The sequence below is a fragment of the Sphingomonas sp. IBVSS2 genome, assembly GCF_002127225.1.
Taxonomy (GTDB): Bacteria; Pseudomonadota; Alphaproteobacteria; order Sphingomonadales; family Sphingomonadaceae; genus Sphingomonas.
This window is the reverse complement of the sequence record NZ_NFUR01000004.1, coordinates 292862-310115: the sequence shown is the minus strand read 5'-3', so window position 1 is coordinate 310115 and position 17254 is coordinate 292862. Positions and strand designations below refer to the sequence as shown.

General features: G+C 68.8%; 15 protein-coding genes. All 15 read right to left on the bottom strand.

Annotation, left to right across the window (positions count from 1 at the left end; translation table 11 throughout):
- Positions 1 to 32: 32 nt before the first annotated feature.
- Entirely contained in the window at positions 33 to 1562 is a 1530-nt protein-coding gene (ftsZ, locus tag CAP40_RS15145; protein WP_086130366.1) for a cell division protein FtsZ, read from the bottom strand.
- Positions 1563 to 1676: 114 nt separating this feature from the next.
- A complete protein-coding gene (gene ftsA / locus CAP40_RS15140; RefSeq protein WP_086130365.1) occupies positions 1677 to 2936 on the bottom strand; it encodes a cell division protein FtsA in 1260 nt (419 codons plus the stop codon).
- A gap of 82 nt (positions 2937 to 3018) precedes the next feature.
- Positions 3019 to 3912 (bottom strand): cell division protein FtsQ/DivIB, encoded by an 894-nt coding sequence (locus tag CAP40_RS15135; protein WP_086130364.1) that lies wholly within the window; start codon positions 3910 to 3912, stop codon positions 3019 to 3021.
- A complete protein-coding gene (locus CAP40_RS15130; RefSeq protein WP_256924244.1) occupies positions 3909 to 4844 on the bottom strand; it encodes a D-alanine--D-alanine ligase in 936 nt (311 codons plus the stop codon). The genes CAP40_RS15135 and CAP40_RS15130 overlap by 4 nt, the downstream gene beginning before the upstream one ends.
- Entirely contained in the window at positions 4841 to 5782 is a 942-nt protein-coding gene (gene murB / locus CAP40_RS15125; protein ID WP_256924243.1) for a UDP-N-acetylmuramate dehydrogenase, read from the bottom strand. The genes CAP40_RS15130 and murB overlap by 4 nt, the downstream gene beginning before the upstream one ends.
- Positions 5755 to 5949, bottom strand: a complete 195-nt coding sequence (locus tag CAP40_RS15120; protein WP_086130362.1) for a hypothetical protein — start codon at positions 5947 to 5949, stop codon at positions 5755 to 5757. Before CAP40_RS15120 ends, murB begins: the two co-directional genes overlap by 28 nt.
- Positions 5946 to 7358, bottom strand: coding sequence for a UDP-N-acetylmuramate--L-alanine ligase (gene murC, locus CAP40_RS15115; RefSeq protein WP_086130361.1), 1413 nt, complete (start codon positions 7356 to 7358; stop codon positions 5946 to 5948). The genes CAP40_RS15120 and murC overlap by 4 nt, the downstream gene beginning before the upstream one ends.
- Entirely contained in the window at positions 7355 to 8506 is a 1152-nt protein-coding gene (gene murG, locus CAP40_RS15110) for an undecaprenyldiphospho-muramoylpentapeptide beta-N-acetylglucosaminyltransferase (protein WP_086130360.1), read from the bottom strand. Before murG ends, murC begins: the two co-directional genes overlap by 4 nt.
- Complete coding sequence (locus tag CAP40_RS15105) at positions 8503 to 9735, bottom strand: FtsW/RodA/SpoVE family cell cycle protein (protein ID WP_256924242.1); 1233 nt, start codon at positions 9733 to 9735, stop codon at positions 8503 to 8505. Before CAP40_RS15105 ends, murG begins: the two co-directional genes overlap by 4 nt.
- The gene (gene murD, locus CAP40_RS15100; protein ID WP_086130359.1) at positions 9732 to 11108 is read right to left on the bottom strand and encodes a UDP-N-acetylmuramoyl-L-alanine--D-glutamate ligase; all 1377 of its coding nucleotides are present in this window, start codon (positions 11106 to 11108) and stop codon (positions 9732 to 9734) included. The genes CAP40_RS15105 and murD overlap by 4 nt, the downstream gene beginning before the upstream one ends.
- Complete coding sequence (gene mraY / locus CAP40_RS15095; protein ID WP_086130358.1) at positions 11105 to 12175, bottom strand: phospho-N-acetylmuramoyl-pentapeptide-transferase; 1071 nt, start codon at positions 12173 to 12175, stop codon at positions 11105 to 11107. The genes murD and mraY overlap by 4 nt, the downstream gene beginning before the upstream one ends.
- Positions 12175 to 13548, bottom strand: a complete 1374-nt coding sequence (gene murF, locus CAP40_RS15090) for a UDP-N-acetylmuramoyl-tripeptide--D-alanyl-D-alanine ligase (protein WP_086130452.1) — start codon at positions 13546 to 13548, stop codon at positions 12175 to 12177. Before murF ends, mraY begins: the two co-directional genes overlap by 1 nt.
- On the bottom strand, positions 13545 to 14960 hold the full coding sequence (locus CAP40_RS15085; protein ID WP_086130357.1) for a UDP-N-acetylmuramoyl-L-alanyl-D-glutamate--2,6-diaminopimelate ligase: 1416 nt from the start codon (positions 14958 to 14960) through the stop codon (positions 13545 to 13547). The genes murF and CAP40_RS15085 overlap by 4 nt, the downstream gene beginning before the upstream one ends.
- A complete protein-coding gene (locus CAP40_RS15080; protein WP_086130356.1) occupies positions 14957 to 16672 on the bottom strand; it encodes a penicillin-binding protein 2 in 1716 nt (571 codons plus the stop codon). Before CAP40_RS15080 ends, CAP40_RS15085 begins: the two co-directional genes overlap by 4 nt.
- A complete protein-coding gene (locus CAP40_RS20895) occupies positions 16669 to 17253 on the bottom strand; it encodes a hypothetical protein (protein ID WP_086130355.1) in 585 nt (194 codons plus the stop codon). The genes CAP40_RS15080 and CAP40_RS20895 overlap by 4 nt, the downstream gene beginning before the upstream one ends.
- Position 17254 lies beyond the last annotated feature (1 nt).

Genomic DNA, 17254 nt, shown 5'->3' with positions numbered 1-17254 from the left:
CGCCGAAGCGAGGCCGGCCGGCGACGAATGGCCTATTGGTTGTTCTGGCTGCGCAGGAAGCGCGGAATGTCGAGCGGATCCTTGTCGTCGTCATCGTCCGACTTGGAGGCACCGCGCGACGCCATCGCCATGCGCTCGAACAGCGTGCCGCCGCTCTTCTTCGCCGGCTTCTCGGCCGGGATCGAGGGCGCAGCCTCTTCCTCGTCGCCACCGGTCAGCCAGCGGCGGCGCGTGGCCGGCGTGGGGGCCGGCTCGTCGATGGGCGCACGCGGCGCTTCGGGCACCAGGCTCTCGGCCCCGAGCACCAGCTCGTCCTCGTCGCTGTCCTTGCCGTCATCGACCCAGCTCGCCTGCACGAGCGCTGCCGGCTGCGGTTCGGGTTCATAGGCCTGAGGGATCGGCGGCGAGAGCGGCGCCGGCTCGGCGGCCACTTCCGGCGTATAAGCCTCGGGCACCGGCGGCTCGAGCGGAGCCTCCTCCGCCACCACCGGCTCGGCCGGGATCGGCGCCGGCTCGGCGGCCGCAGTGCGGCGCGGCGTGGAGAAGGAGAAGACGCGCGGCTGCTCGGCGGCACGCGGCGCGGCCATCGGCTGCGCATCGGCATCGATGCCGGTCGCGACGACCGAGACGCGGATCTTACCCTCGAGCTCGGGATTGAAGGCCGAACCCCAGATGATGTTCGCGTCCGGATCGACCAGCTCGCGGATATGGTTCGCCGCCTCGTCGACTTCGAGCAGGCGCATGTCCTCGCCGCCGGTGATCGAGACGATCACGCCCTTGGCGCCGTTCATGCTCACGCCGTCCAGCAGCGGGTTGGCGATCGCCTTCTGCGCGGCGATGAGCGCACGGTCGTCGCCCTCGGCCTCGCCGGTGCCCATCATCGCCTTGCCCATCTCCTGCATCACCGAGCGGACGTCGGCGAAGTCGAGGTTGATGAGGCCCGGCATGACCATCAGATCGGTGATGCCGCGCACGCCCTGCTGCAGCACCTCGTCGGCCATCTCGAACGCTTCCTTGAAGGTCGTGTTCGCATTGGCGATCAGGAACAGGTTCTGGTTCGGGATGACGATCAGGGTATCGACGTACTTCTGCAGTTCGTTGATGCCCGCTTCGGCCGAAGCCGCACGGCGCTTGCCCTCGAAGGCGAACGGCCGGGTGACCACGCCCACCGTCAGGATGCCCATGTCGCGGGCAGCCTTGGCGATGACGGGCGCCGCGCCGGTGCCCGTGCCGCCGCCCATGCCGGCGGCGATGAACACCATGTGCGCGCCCTCGAGCGCCTTCTGGACGTTGTCGATCGTCTCCTCGGCGGCGGCGCGGCCGATCTCGGGCCGCGAGCCCGCGCCCAGGCCCTGGGTGATCTTGGCGCCGAGCTGGATGCGATGGCCGGCGCTCGACTGCTTGAGCGCCTGGGCATCGGTGTTGGCGACGATGAAGTCGACGCCCTGCACATCCGCGCGGATCATGTTCGCGATCGCGTTGCCGCCCGCGCCGCCCACACCGACTACGGTGATCTTCGGGGTCAGCTCGTCCACATCGGGCGGAAGGAAATCGATACTCATCGCCTTGGTCTCCCTGCGCCCGGGTGGCTGTCACAGGCGCGTAATCTGGCCCCCGTTCTGCACGAACGCAGAGGGCGACTCTAGAGGGAACGCGAAGTTACCAACGCATTTCTTCTAATAATTTGCCCGGAATGCCGCGATCAGCCGCTGGATCAGGGCTCCAGGGTTCGCCCTGGTCACCATCTGGTGATTCGGCTCGAGCGCGCGCAGGTCGATCGGATTGGCCGCGGCGAAGCGCGCCAGCCCCGCCAAAGTGGCGAAGGCGGGCCCCGCATGCGCCTCGGGCAGCGCCACCAGCCCCTTGGGCCGGCCGACACGCACCGCGCTGCCCAGGAACTGCTGGGCATAGTCCGCCACGCCCTTCAACTCGGCGCCGCCGCCGGTGAGGACGATCTGCCGGCCGGCGGGATCCTCGAACGAGAGCTTCTTCAGCTCCTTCTGGATCTCGCCCATCAGCCGCTCCAGCCGCTTGCGGATGATCGCGTTCAGCTGCGCCTTGGTGATGCGCGGGCCCTCGGTGCCGTCGTCCGGGATCGCCGGCACCACGTCGATCATCTCGTGATTGTCGCGCGGGGACAGGTTCGCGGAGCCGTGGAAGCACTTGGTCCGCTCCGCCCAGGCGCGCGCGGTGCCGAAGGACGAGGCGATGTCGTCGGTGATGTCCGCCGAGCCCATCGGGATCGAGGCGAGGCCGGATAGCACGCCCTGGGAGAAGACGCTGACATTGGTCACGCCCGCACCGATCTCGACCAGCGCGACGCCCAGTTCGCGCTCCTCGTCGGTGAGGCAGGCCAGCCCCGTGGCGACCGGCGCGGCGATGATCGAGCGGACCTCGAGATGTGCCGAGCGGACGCAGTGATCCAGGTTGCGCACCGGCGCGCCATCGGTGGCGACGACATGGATGTCGACGCCCAGGCGCTCCGCATGGAGCCCGAGCGGACGCCGCACGCCGGCGAGGCCGTCCACCGTGTAGCGGGTCGGCTGGGCGTGGAGCACCATCTTGCCCTGGGGATCGATCGCGTCGCGGCCGGCGCGGAGCAGCTCGTCCACGTCGTTCTGCTCGATCCGGTGGCCGCCCAGGTCGGATTCCAGCCGGACGATGTCGGAGATCAGCCCGCCCGCCGAGAAGCTCACCCAGACGTCCTCGATATTCTGTCCGGCGATGCGCTCGGCCTGCTCCACCGCTTCGCGGATCGCCAGCTCGGTCGCGTGCAGGTCGGCGACATAGCCGCGCTTGACGCCGCGGCTCTCGCGCTGGCCGGTGCCGAGCACCACCAGCGAACCGTCATCCGCCTTTTGCGCGATCAGCGCCGAGACCTTGGACGAGCCCACGTCCAGCGCGGTGATCAGTCCCTCCGGTGCAGCCTTCGCCATTTGCCCCTCATTCCAAAAAACGCCCAACTACCGATTCACCTTATGAATCAGTATTTTCCCCGGAAGGCAACTACGGTGTTCATCATAATCCCGTCGCCGCCGGTGCTCCGATCGCCGCCGGGCGGCGGATCACGAGATTGTCGGGATCGCGCATGTCGAATCCCAGATTGCCGCGGCCGAGCAGGCGATAGGCGCCATCCTTCTCGGCAAAGGTCTTGAGCGCGTCCCGGGCTTCCTTCTCGCCCTCGGGCAGCTGGAGCTTCTCCCCGGTGTCGAAGATGATGTCCCAGCGCCGATTGCCGACCCAGGTCGCCGCGCGGACCAGCGGCTTCAGCGCGGGCGCGCTGTCCATCAGGTCGCGCCGCACCGGCTCCTGCGCGTTCGCACCGTCTCCGATCAACAGCGGCAGATCGGGCATCGCCTCGCGCGAGACCGGCTCCAGCGGCACGCCCATGGGATCGATCAGCATCAGCTGGCCGTGATTCTGCCAGATCGCCGCGGGCTCGCGCTCGACGATGTCGATCAGCAGCTTGTCGGGCAGCCGCCGGGAGACGCGCGCATCCTTGATCCAGGGATAGGCGAGCAGCCGGGTGCGCACATCGGCCAGGTCGACCAGCGGCATGGCGCGGGCATTCTGGTCGAGCACCTGCTGGTACACGGTCATGCGGTTCATCCGCTTGAGGCCGTTGATCTGGATCGTGTCGACGCGCAGCCCCGCCTCGCCCACCGCCTGGGCGGCGCCGACCCCGATCACCTGCGGCACGCCGAACCAGGTCGCGACGGTGATCAGCCCGACCGAGAACAGGGCGACGATGCCCCAGGTGGCGATGCGCGTGAGCGTCGCCTGGCTCAGCGGCAGCGCAGCCAGCGCCTGGTCCAGCAGCCCGGGCTGCTTCTTGCGCGCGATCTGCTTGCGCTTCTGCGCCGGCTTCCCCCCGCGCCGGGTGGCAGCCCGCCTCGCGGGGGGCCGGCTCATCCCGCGCAACCCCCGCCCATCGCCTCGTCGACGATGCGCTGGCACAGCTGCGGATAGGAAATGCCGAGATGGCGCGCCTGCTCGGGCACCAGGCTGAGCGGCGTCATGCCGGGCTGGGTGTTCACTTCGAGCAGGAACAGGCCCTCGACGCCCTGGCTGTCGTCCCAGCGGAAATCGGAGCGCGAAGTGCCCTTGCAGCCCAGCAGCCTGTGCGCCTCGAGCGCGATGCGCCTGCACGCCTCGGTGATCTCGTCGGGGATCTGTGCCGGATAGACGTGCTCGGTCAGCCCGTCGGTATATTTGGCATCATAGTCGTAGAAGCCGCTCTTGGGCTTCAATTCGGTCACGCCCAGTGCCTCGCCGGCCAGCACCGCGGTGGTCAGTTCACGGCCGCGGATGAAGGGCTCGGCGAGCAGTTCGTCGAACTCCTGCCAGGGGCCCACCGCATCGGCCGAGATCGGATTGCCGTAATTGCCTTCCTTGGTGACGATGGCGACACCCACCGAGGACCCTTCGTTCACCGGCTTGAGCACATAGGGGCGCGGCAGCGGATCGGCCTGGTGCAATTCCTCGGTCTTCACCATGCGGCCGCCGGGCATGGGGATGCCGTGCGGCACCAGCGCCTGCTTGGTCAGCTGCTTGTCGATCGCGATCACCGAGGTGACCAGGCCGGAATGCGTATACTTCACGCCCATCAGGTCGAGCATGCCCTGTACCGTGCCGTCCTCTCCCGGCGTGCCGTGCAGCGCGTTGAACACCACGTCCGGCCTCGCCTCGGCGATCTTCAGCGCGACGTCGCGGTCCATGTCGATGCGCGTCACCTTGTGGCCCAGGCTCTCGAGCGCGTCCGCGATGCCCGCGCCGGACATCAGCGAGACCTCGCGCTCGGCCGACCAGCCACCCATCAGAACGGCAACGTGCAACGCCTTCACTTATCGACCCCTATCCGCTGGATTTCCCATTCCAGCTCAATTCCGGATTGCGCCTTCACCCGGGCGCGGACTTCCTCGCCGAGCGCTTCGATGTCAGCCGAGGAAGCATTGCCCAGATTGAGCAGGAAATTGCAGTGTTTTTCGCTGACCTGCGCGTCGCCGCGCATAAGGCCACGGCAGCCGGCCGCATCGATCAGCGCCCAGGCCTTGCCACCTTCCGGATTCTTGAAGGTCGAGCCGCCGGTCCGCGACCTAAGTGGTTGGGAAGCCTCGCGTTCCGCCGCGATCCGATCCATCTCGGCAGCGATCTCCGCCTTGTCGCCGGGCGTGCCCTCGAACAGCGCCTCGACCACCACTGCCCCTGCGGGCAGCTCCGAATGGCGATAGGTATAGCCCAGTTTCGCCGCCGGCCAGGTCTCGACCGTCCCGTTTCGAGTCACGAGAGTCAGCTCGACCAGGATATCGCTGGCATCGCGGCCATAGGCGCCCGCATTCATCCGCACCGCGCCGCCGACGGTGCCCGGGATGCCCCGCAGGAACTCCAGCCCGGCAATGCCGGCATCGCGCGCGGCGCTCGCCACCGTGATCCCCATCGCCGCCCCGCCCGCACGCACGCGCCAGGAACCCTTTTCGGTGCCTGGCTCGATCGACACTTTGGCCATCGCCTTGGGCAATCGCACCACCACGCCCGGCACGCCGCCGTCGCGAACGATCAGGTTCGAGCCGACACCCACCGGCAGCACCGGCACTTCCGGATCCAGCGCCGCCAGGAATGCCGCCAGGCTCGCGACATTGTCGGGGCGCACCAGCCATTCGGCCGGGCCGCCGGTGCGGAACCAGATGAAGTCGGCAAGGCTGCCCTGGTGCTCGACGGTGCCGCGCAGCGGAGGCAGCGCGGTGCAGACCGCACTCACTTCCATCCCCACATGCTCGACCATTGCTTCCACGCCGCCAGATTGGCCTCGGCCGCCTTCTGCCCGGCCTGCTGCAGCTTCATCACGTCGCGCCCGGCATCGAGCATCTTCTGCGCGGCAGCCATCTGCGCCTGCTGCGCTTTGATCAGGTCGCGCTGCATCTCGATGCCCAGGGTCAGCCAGTCCTTCATGCGACTGCCTTTGCTTCCTCGATCGCGCCCGCGAGGTTCGCAGCCCATTTCGTGATGTCGCCCGCGCCGAGGCAGATGACCATGTCCTTCGGCTGGATCACCCCGGCAAGCGCGCGCGCCAGCGCGTCCTCGCTCTCGATCGCGCCCACCGCGCGATGCCCGCGGCGCTGGATATTCTCGACCAGGGCCTCCGCGCTCACGCCCTCGAGCGGCAGTTCGCCCGCCGCATAGACCGGCGTGACATAGACCATGTCGGCATCGTTGAATGCCTGGGCGAACTCGTCCATCAAATTCTTCAGGCGGGTGAAGCGGTGCGGCTGGACGACCGCGATCACCCTGCCCTCGGCGCTCTCGCGCGCAGCGGCCAGCACCGCGCGGATCTCGACCGGGTGGTGGCCATAATCGTCGATGATCGTCACGCCGCCGGTCTCGCCGACCTTGGTGAAGCGCCGCTTGACCCCGCCGAACTTGGCGAAGCCCTGCTGGATCGTCGCGTCGGGGATGCCCAGCTCGAGCGCCACCCCGATCGCGGCGAGCGCGTTCTGGACATTGTGGCGGCCCGGCATCGGCAGCTCGATGCCCTCGATCGAGCGGGTGGTGCCGTCGCGGTGGCGGATGATCGCCTCGAAGCGGTTGCCGCCATGATGCGGCACCACGTTGACGCCGCGCACATCCGCGCTGGCGGCAAAGCCATAGGTCACGATCCGGCGATCGCGCACGCGCGGGATGATCGCCTGCACTTCGGGATGATCCAGGCACAGCAGCGCCGCGCCGTAGAAGGGCACGTTCTCGACGAACTCGACGAACGCGTCCTTCACCGCATCGAACGAGCCGTAATGGTCGAGATGCTCGGGATCGATGTTGGTGACGATAGCATAGGTGCCGTCGAGGCGCAGGAAGCTGCCGTCGCTCTCGTCGGCCTCGACCACCATCCACTCGCTGTCGCCGAGGCGCGCGTTCGAGCCATATTGGTTGATGATGCCGCCATTGATCACGGTCGGATCCACCCCGCCCGCGTCGAGCAGGGCCGCGACCATCGAGGTCGTGGTCGTCTTGCCATGAGTACCCGCCACCGCGACGGTGGACTTCAGGCGCATCAGCTCGGCCAGCATCTCGGCCCGGCGCACCACGGGGATGCGGCGCTGATAGGCCGCCTCGACCTCGGGATTGGTGCGCACGATCGCGGTGGAGACCACCACCACGGCCGCGTCGCCCAGATTCTCGGCGTCATGGCCGATGGTGACGGGAATGCCGCGGCTGCGCAGCCCCTGCACGACATAGCCTTCGGCCACGTCCGAACCCTGCACCTTGTAGCCGAGATTGTGCATCACCTCGGCGATGCCGGACATGCCGATGCCGCCGATCCCGACGAAATGGATGATACCGATGTCGGTTGCGACACCCTTCATGCGAACGCTGGCCTTCCTTGCAGGGAGATGCGCTGGCCCTTGATCGGAGCTTCGGGCGCATCGATGGATTCTACGAGATCGGCGAGGTCGCGCGTGGCGTTGGGACGGCCCACGCTGCGCGCCCGCGCCGCGGCATTCTCGAGCCCGACCGTGTCGAGCCCGAGCTTCTGGATCTGCTTGGCCAGCTCCGCCGCGGTGAAGGCGCGCTGCTGGATCGTCCGCGCGCCGCCGGCCGCGGTGATCTCGCGCGCATTGGCGGTCTGGTGGTCGTCGGTGGCGGTCGGCAGCGGCACCAGGATCGCCGGGCGGCCGGCGGCGGTGAGCTCGGCGATGGTCGAGGCGCCCGCGCGCGCGATCACGATGTGCGACCAGGCCAGTACATCGGCCATGTCGGTGATGTAGGTGGAGACATCGGCCGGGATGCCGTGATTCTGATACTTCGCCCGCACCGTCTCGATATCCTCGACCCGCGCCTGGTGCGTCACCTGCAGGCGCCGCCGGAAATGCACCGGGAGCAGCGCCAGCCCGTCGGGCACCACCTGGCTCAGCACGGTCGCGCCCTGGCTGCCGCCGGTGACGAGCACGCGGAAGATGCCGTCCTCCTCGAGCAGCGGATAGGGGCGGTTGCGCAGGTTCAGCACCGCCTCGCGCACCGGATTGCCGACCAGATGGGCCTTGGCCTGCCAGCCCGGCTTCAGCCGGTCGACCTGGTCATAGGAAGTGGCGATCGCATCCACGCGCCCCGCGACGAAGCGGTTGACCCGGCCGAGCACGGCGTTCTGCTCATGGATCACCGTCGGCACGCCGGCACGGAAGGCCGCGAGCAGGGCGGGCAGCGCCGGATAGCCGCCGAACCCGATCACCGCGGCGGGCTGGACCTCCTTGTAGAGCCGCAGTGCCATCGATCGGCCCGCCATGATCCGGCCCGCGGCACGGACATAGCCGAGCGGCCCGCCGCCCAGCCGGCCCGCGGGGAGGACATGCGTCTCGACTCCCTCGAACAGCCCCGGGAAGCGCACGCCGCGATCGTCGCTCACCAGCGCGACATGGTGGCCCCGCTCGGCCAGTTCCGCCGCCAGCGCCGCCGCAGGCACCATGTGCCCGCCGGTGCCGCCGGCAGCGAGGACATAGCTTCGGGACTGAGTCATGCGTTGGTGCTCCAGCGGCCGGTATAGGGCGAGCGCTTCAGATACGGGTTTCGCCGCGTGAAGGCGAGCAGCAACCCATAGCCGATCGCCAGCGCGATCATCGACGATCCGCCATAGGAAATGAAGGGAAGCGTCATGCCCTTGGACGGGGCGATGCCGGTGTTCACCGCCATGTTGATCAGCGATTGCACGCCGAATTGCGCGGCCAGGCCGGCGGCGGCGAGCAGGCGGAAGGCGTCCTCCTCGTCCAGCAGCTTCATCAGCACGCGGATCACGATGGCGAGGTAGAGGGTGGCGATCACCGCGCAGGCGATCAGCCCGAACTCCTCGCCGATCACCGAGAAGATATAGTCGGTATGCCCCTCGGGAAGCTTGAACTTCATCATGCCGTTGCCCGGCCCGCGCCCGAGCAGGCCGCCCGCGGTGAGCGTCTCGTGCGCCATCTCCACCTGGTAGCGCTCGGCAAGCGCGGCGTCCTTGGTGGGGAAGAGGAAATTGTCGATGCGGGTGCGAGCGGTGCCGTAGAACAGATAGGCCGCGATCACGCCCGCCACCGCCGTGCCGAACAGGCCGGCGATCGCGGCGGGCGAGATGCCCGAGATCATCAGCAGGATGATCCACACGCTGCCGAACACGATCGTCTGGCCGAAATCGGGCTGGAGCATCAGCAGCACGCCGATCAGCGCGGTGAGCGCGCCGGTGACGAACAGCACCGGCAATTGCGGATCCTTGGCACGGAAGCTGAGCATCCAGGCGGTGGAGACGATGAACAGCGGCTTGAGGAACTCGGAAGGCTGGAACTCGGCGAGCCCGACTCCGATCCAGCGCTTGGCGCCGTTCACTTCGTGCCCGATCACCGGCACCAGCGCCAGGCAGACCAGGAATATCCCCGCCCCGATCAGCGCCAGCCGCCGCGCCACCGTGACCGGCAGCATCGAGACCGCGATCAATACGGGCACGCTGATGCACACCCAGATCAGCTGGCGCCAGAAATAATACATCGGCGCCATGATATGGGTGGCATCGGAATAGCGGCGGGCGGTGGCCGGCGAGGCGGCGGCGACCGCCACCAGCCCGATCGCGATCAGCAGCAGCGCCAGCGTGAGCAGCACGCGATCGACTTCCCAGAACCACATGCCGGCGCGCGTCTTGCTCGCACGGCCGAGCTGTTGCTGGACGCGACGGCGGACCTCGCTTCCAGCTTCCGGCACTTCCACGGTTTCGTTCATCCCAGTGCCTCCACCGCGTCGCGAAAGGCCTGGCCCCGGGCTTCGTAATCCTTGAACTGGTCGAACGACGCGCAGGCCGGCGACAGCAGCACCGTCTCCCCCGGCTGCGCCTGTGCCGCCGCGCTCCGCACCGCGGCCGCGAGCGTGCCCGATCGCTCGACCGGCATCTCGCCTTCGAGCAGCCGGGCGAACATCTCTCCCGCCTCGCCGATCGTATAGGCCTTCACCACATGGGGAAAGCCGGGCCGGCAGGCGTCGAGGTCATTGGTCTTGGCCTTGCCGCCCAGGATCCAGTGGACCTTCGGATAGGCGGAGAGCGCCGGGGCGGCGGAGTCGGCATTGGTCGCCTTGCTGTCGTTGACGAACAGCACGCCGCGCTTCGTCGCAACGCGCTCCATCCGGTGCGGCAGGCCGGGAAAGCTCTCCAGGCCCCGGTCGATCGCATCCCGGGGAATGCCGAGCGCCTTGCATGCGGCGATGGCGGCGAGCGCGTTCTGGGCGTTGTGCGGGCCCTGCAGCGCGGGCCAGCGCGACTGGTCGAGGCAGGCGCCGGGGGCGATCCTGGTGAGGTCCGCGCCACGGCCCGTGGCGGCCACCTGGGCTGCGATCCCGGCCGAAGGCGCATCGCCGATGCCGATCACCGCGGCATGGCCGGGCCTCTGCATCGCGAACAGCCGCGCCTTGGAGGCGGCATAGGCGTCGAAATTCGCGTAGCGGTCGAGATGGTCGGGCGTGACGTTGAGCAGCACCGCGACGTCGCAATCGAGGCTGTGGGTCAGGTCGATCTGGTAGCTGGAGAGCTCCAGGACATAGACACCGCCTTCGGGCAGCGGGTCCTGCCCCAGGATCGGCAGTCCGATATTGCCGCCGAGCCGCGCCGGGATGCCGGCGGCCTCGACGATATGATGGATCAGGGCCGTGGTGGTCGACTTGCCGTTCGTGCCGGTGATGCCGACCACGCGGTGCGCGGGCATCTCGGCCCGCCCCTCGGCGAACAGCTCGATATCGCCGATGATGGGCACGCCTGCCGCAGCAGCCTTGGCGGCGATGGGATGCGTGTTGAGGGGTACGCCGGGAGAGACCGCGACGCCGGCGAAGCCGCTGAGGTCGATCTCGACAGGGTCGGCGAGCACAATCTCCCTCTCCGCTTGCGGGGAGAGGGGCACATGCGATGCGCCGTCGACACCCTCTTCTCCCCGGCCCTCTCCCCGCAAGCGGAGAGAGGGGGAAAGAGCGTCACGCGCTTTCTCGTTGGAATCCCACGCCACCACGTCGGCGCCCGCAGCCGCCAAGGCGCGCACCGTCGCCAGGCCCGAGCGCGCCAGCCCGAGCACCGCATAGCGTTTGCCGCGCCAGGCCGTGCTCGTGATCACCGCAGCTTGAGCGTCGCCAGCCCCGCCAGCGCCAGCACGAACGCGATGATCCAGAAGCGGATCACCACCGTCGGCTCCGACCAGCCGAGCTGCTCGAAATGGTGGTGGATCGGCGCCATCTTGAAGATGCGCCTGCCCGTGCGCTTGAAGAAGAACACCTGGATGATGACGCTGAGCGCCTCCATCACGAACAGGCCGCCGATGATGCCGAGCACCAGCTCATGATGGGTGGTGACGGCGATCGTCCCGAGCGCGCCGCCGAGCGCGAGGCTGCCGGTATCGCCCATGAACACCGCCGCCGGCGGCGCATTGAACCACAGAAAGGCGAGCCCCGCCCCCACCATGGCGCCGCAGAAGATCGCCAGGTCGCCCGCGCCCGGCACGTGCGGAATGCCCAGATACACCGCATAGATCTTGTTGCCGGCCAGATAGGCGATCAGCATGAAGGCCATGCTGGCGATCACCACCGGCATGGTCGCGAGCCCGTCGAGCCCGTCGGTGAGGTTCACCGCATTGCCGAACGCGACGATCACGAAGGCGGCGAAGGCGATGTAGAACCAGCCGATGTCCGGATGGATCCAGCTGAAGAAGGGCACATAGAGCTGGGTGCCGTTCTGCGAGCAGATGATCCAGGCGGCGACGCCCGCGATCAGGAACTCGCCGAGCAGCCGCACCTTGCCCGATACGCCGGCGGTCTTCTGTTTCCGCACCTTGTCGTAATCGTCGAGGAAGCCGATCATCCCGAAGCCGAAGGTGACGAACATGCATGCCCAGACATAGGGGTTGCGCAGGTCCATCCACAGCAGCAGCGAGAGCATCAGGCTGGTCAGGATCATCAGCCCGCCCATCGTGGGCGTGCCGCGCTTGGCGAGGTGGCTCTGCGGTCCGTCGTCGCGGATCGGCTGCCCCTTGCCCTGGCGGATGCGCAGCCAGCCGATGAACCGCGGCCCGATCACCAGCCCGATCAGCAGCGCCGTCGCCACCGCGCCGCCGGTTCGGAAGGAGAGATAGCGGAAGAGGTTGAAGACGCCGGGGAAGCCCAGCAGATCCGCGATCCAGTACAACATCAGGCAGGTGCCCTTTCCGCCAATGCCGCGACCACCGACCCAAGCCGCACGCCGTTCGACCCTTTTATGAGAACCGCGTCCCCCGCCTGGAGCATGTCGTCGAGCCTGCCCAGCGCGGTCACCGCGTCGGGCACATGGACGAAATCGACGCGTCCCTCAAGCGCCTCCGCGAGCGGAAGCATCGCTTCGCCGACGAGAATGGCATAATCGACGCCCGCCGCTTCGATCGGGCCCGAGAGTTCGGCGTGGAAGGCCGCCGAATGCACGCCGAGCTCGCGCATCTCGCCGAGCACCGCCAGCTTGCGGCCCTGCTCGTGCGCCAGCACTTCCAGCGTGGCGCGCATCGAGGCGGGATTGGCGTTGTAGCTCTCGTCGATCACCAGCGCCTCGCCGCCGCGCACCGGCACCATGCGCCGCGCCCCGCGCCCCGCCAGCCCGCCCAGTTCCGCGAGCGCCAGGCCCGCCAGCTCGAGATCGCCGCCCACGGCGTCGACGGCGGCGAGGATCGCCATCGCGTTCGATACCCAGTGCGCGCCCGGCTGGGACAGGGTGAAGCTCAGCTCGCGCTGGCCGAAACGGGCCGTGACGAAGGTGGCGCCGGTGCGGGTGCGCATCGTCTCGACGGCGCGATAGTCGGCGCCCTCCCCCAAGCCGAAGGTGACGATCTTCCCCGCATGGGGCCTCGCGGCTGCGATCAGCCGGTCGCGATGCGGATTGTCGAACGGCACGATCGCGGTGCCGCCGGGCTCCAGCCCCTGGAAGATCTCGCCCTTGGCGTCGGCGATCGCCTCTTCGCTCGCGAAGAAGCCCAGATGCGCAGGGGCGATGGTGGTGACGATGGCGACATGGGGGCGCACCAGCCGCGTCAGCGCGGCCAGCTCGCCGGCATGGTTCATGCCCATCTCGAACACGCCATAGCGTGCCGTGCGCGGCATGCGCGCCAGGCTGAGCGGCACGCCGGTATGGTTGTTGTAGCTCTTGACCGAGCGGTGGGCCGCGCCGGGCGCATTGCGGTCGAGCGCCGCGAACAGCGCTTCCTTGGTGCCGGTCTTGCCGGCCGAGCCGGTGACTCCGATCACCTGGCCCTGCATCCGCCCGCGCGCCGCGACGCCCAGCGCGTCGAGCGCCCGAATGGTATCCGCCACGCGGACATGCGGGTGCGGCGTGGGTTCCGAAACCAGCGCCCCCGCCGCGCCCTGCGCAAAGGCCTGGTCGAGATAGCGATGCCCGTCGGTCGCCTCGCCCTTCAGCGCCAGGAACAGGTCGCCCTGCCCGACTTCGCGGGAATCGAAGGTCACGCCCGAGGCCTCGAACGCGACCGAGGCCGTGCCGCCGGTCGCCGCGGCGATCTCGTCTGCGGTCCACAGCCTCACGCAGCGCACTCCCGCGCCACGGCGACGTCGTCGAAGGGCAGCACCATGTCGCCGACGATCTGGCCCTGCTCATGGCCCTTGCCGGCGATGAGCACGATGTCCTCGCTGCCGGCCATGTCGATCGCCGCCCTGATCGCCTCGCGCCGGCCGCCGATCTCGATCGCCTGGGGTGCCCCCTCGAGCACCTGGGCACGGATCGCCGCCGGGTCCTCGGAACGCGGATTGTCGTCGGTCACGATCACCAGGTCCGCGCCGGCGGCCGCCGCCTGCCCCATCGGCGCGCGCTTGCCGGTGTCGCGGTCGCCGCCCGCGCCGAACACGATGATCAGCCGCCCCCCGGTGTGCGGCTTGAGCGCCGCGATCGCCGCTTCGAGCGCGTCGGGCGTATGCGCATAGTCGACATAGACCGGCGCACCCTGCCTGGTGATCGCCGCACGCTCCAGGCGCCCCCGCACCGGCTGCAGCCGGCTGAGGTCGCCCAGCGTCTGAACGACGTCACCGCCGGTCGCGATCACCAGCCCCGCCGCGACCAGCGCATTGGCGGCCTGATAGGCGCCGATCAGCGGCAGGTTCACCCGATAGGTCTCGCCCCCGGCCTCGATCGTCAGCCCCTGGCCGAGCAGCGTCGGATCGCGGGCGACCAGCTTGAGCGTTTCGCCATGTTCGCCCACGGTGACCAGCCGATTGCCGCGCATCCGCGCCAGTTCCTCGACTCGCGGGCTGTGCGGATCGTCCGCCCACACCACCGCCACCCCGTCCGGATCCAGCACATCGGCGAACAGGCGCAGCTTGGCGTGGAAATAGGCGGCCATGTCGCCATGATAGTCGAGATGGTCGCGGCTGAGATTGGTGAACGCCGCCGCGCGCACCGGCAGGCCTTCGGTGCGATATTGCGACAGGCCGTGCGACGATGCCTCGAACGCGACATGGCTCACGCCTTCGCGCGCCAGCCCGGCGACATTGGAGAGGAAGGTGACGATATCCGGCGTGGTCAGCCCGGTGCTCACCGTGTCGTCGGCGGTGGTGACGCCGAGCGTGCCGATCGAGGCGGCGTGGAAGCCCCGCATCCGCCACAGTTGGCGCGTCATCTCCACAGTGGAAGTCTTGCCGTTGGTTCCCGTCACCGCCACCGCGGTCGCCGGGAAAGGCGCGAAGAAGCGCGCGGCCAGCCGGGCGAATTTCTCGCGCGGGTTCGCGTCGGCGATGTGGACCGCCCCCTCCACCCTCGCGCCGGGCCGCGCGACGATGGCGACGGCGCCGGCCTTCACGGCATCGGGAATGAAATCCTCGCCGTTGAAGCGCGCGCCTTCGAACGCGCCGAATATGGTGCCGGGCGCCACCTTGCGATGATCGATGGCAAATCCGGTGACGACGGCGTCCCCCCCGCCTTCCGTCAGCGTGCCCAGTTTCATTCGGGATCCTTCTTGTCGGCGCCTGGCCCCGCCCAGATCAGCGGCAGCAGCTCGCGCTCGTCGATGTCGCGATTGGCGTCGGGCATCACGCCGAGCAGCGAGCCGGTACGGCTCACCACCCGGGCGACCACGGGCGCCACCGTCCACGCAGCGGTCGTGCGATAGACGCCGATCGAGGGGTTGGCTTTGGGCGAATCGAGCATGGCGATCATCACATAGCGCGGTGCGTCGATGGGGAAAGCCGCCGCGAAGGTCGAAACGTTGCGATGCTTGTCGTAACCACCTTCGCTCGCAGCCTCGGCGGTGCCGGTCTTGCCGGCGATGCGGAAGCCGGGTGCCTCGCCCTTGCGGCCGGTGCCCTTGAGCACGATCAGGCGGAGCAACTGGCGCATCCGGTCGCTCGTCGCCTGCTGGAGCACGCGCTTGCCCTCGGGCGGATGCGCGGGATCGACCTTGCGCAACGTCGCGGGGCGCAGGATTCCGCCATTGACCATCGTGGCATAGGCCGTGGCGAGGTGCAGCGGCGTCACTGCGATGCCGTGCCCATAGGCCGTCGTCATCACCGTGATCCGCCCCCAGCTCGACGGCCAGAGCGGCTTGGCGCTGGCATCGAGCTCGATCTCCGGCTTCCGGTCGAAGCCGAAGCGGCGGAAGATCTCCTGCATCTTCTCCGCGCCCAGCTCGTCGGCGATGCGCGCGGTGGCGATGTTGGAGGAATAGATCAGCGTCTCCGGGATGTTGAGCCAGCGGAACTGCTCGTCGCCCGGATCGTCGTGGATCTTGAAGCGGCCCACCTGCAGCGGCACGGTCGCGTCGAACCGGCGCGACATCGACGTGATCGTGCCGGTGTCGATCGCGGCGGCGACGGCGATCGGCTTGAAGGTCGATCCCAGCTCATAGACGCTCTGCGTCACATTGTTGCGCGGCGGCGGGCCGGCGATCGCGTTGGGATTGAAGGCGGGGAGCGAAGTCATCGCGATCACCTCGCCGGTATGCACGTCCAGGATCACGCCGGCGGCGCCCCGCGCCTGGAGCTGCGTCATCGCCGTGCCCAGCTCGTTCTCCAGCGCGGCTTGCACCCGCAGGTCGAGCGACAGCGCTACGGGCTCGCCCCGGCGCGCCGGATCGCTCAGCTGCGCATCGAGCACGCGCTCCATGCCGTAGCGACCATGGCCGGTGCTATCGATATAGCCGAGCACGTGCGCGGCCAGCGTCGATTGCGGATAGAGCCGGTCGTTCTCGCGCTGGAACTCGATCGCCGGCTGGCCGAGCGCATTCACCGCACCCACCAGCTCCGGCATGGCCCGGCGCTTCAGATAGGCGAAGCTGCCCCCCGACTTGAGCAGCGCGAAATAGCGCTCGGCGCTTTGCTCCGGGATCAGCTCGGCCAGGCGGTGCGCCAGCTCGGCCTTGTCGCCGATCACCTGGTTGGGATGAATGGCGATCGTCCAGGAATCGATCGAGCGCGCGAGCGGCGCGCCGCGCCGGTCGGTGATGTCGCCGCGCGGGGGCACCAGGGTGGTGGCGATGTCGCGCGCGGTGGCGGGCTCCGCCCAGAGCGCGAGCAGCGCCAGCTTGCCGATCACCACCAGCATGCCGAATCCGAACAGGATCGACAGGATCATCAGTCGCACCTGGGCCGTGGCGACAAGCGCCTGACGGGCATCGCCCGTACGGCCCTTGCGAGCCGGCGGGGCGACGACGACGATCAACGGAGCGCCAGCTTCTCGCGCTGCGCCAGCTTCTTCAGGTCGTCGATGGTCGAGGTGCTGAGCACGCCCTTGTCCACCATTGCCACCGCGCGCCTGTCCGCCTTCTTCATGAGGTCGTGAAGTTCCCTGTCCTGCTGCGCCACGCTCTTGCCCGACGGCGCCGAAGCCGGGCCCGGCTGCGGTGCCGGGGCCGCCTGCACCGGCGTTGCCGCCGCCGTCGCCACTGCTGCGACGGAGTGAGCCCCAGGCGCGCCGGCCGGAACGATCAGCGAAGCATTCTGGATCTGCGCGGGCTGGTCGAGGCTGGCCAGCGCCGTCTCGCTCGCCAGATACTGGCCGGGCGCCGGCGCGGCGAGCGCCAGCACGTCGCCGTTCCAGCGCTCGATCTGGGCCAGGTTGGCGCGCGTCTGGAATTCGGTCTCCAGCCCGCGAATGTCCTTCTGCGCCTGCAGGATCGCGCCCTTCATCGCGTTGAGCTTGGCCTGCTCGGCCGCGCCGTGCGAATTGACCATGTAGCACGCCGGCGCCACCACAACGGCGCAGAGGAGCCACCCCAGTCCCTTGAAGCTCTGAACCGCCATC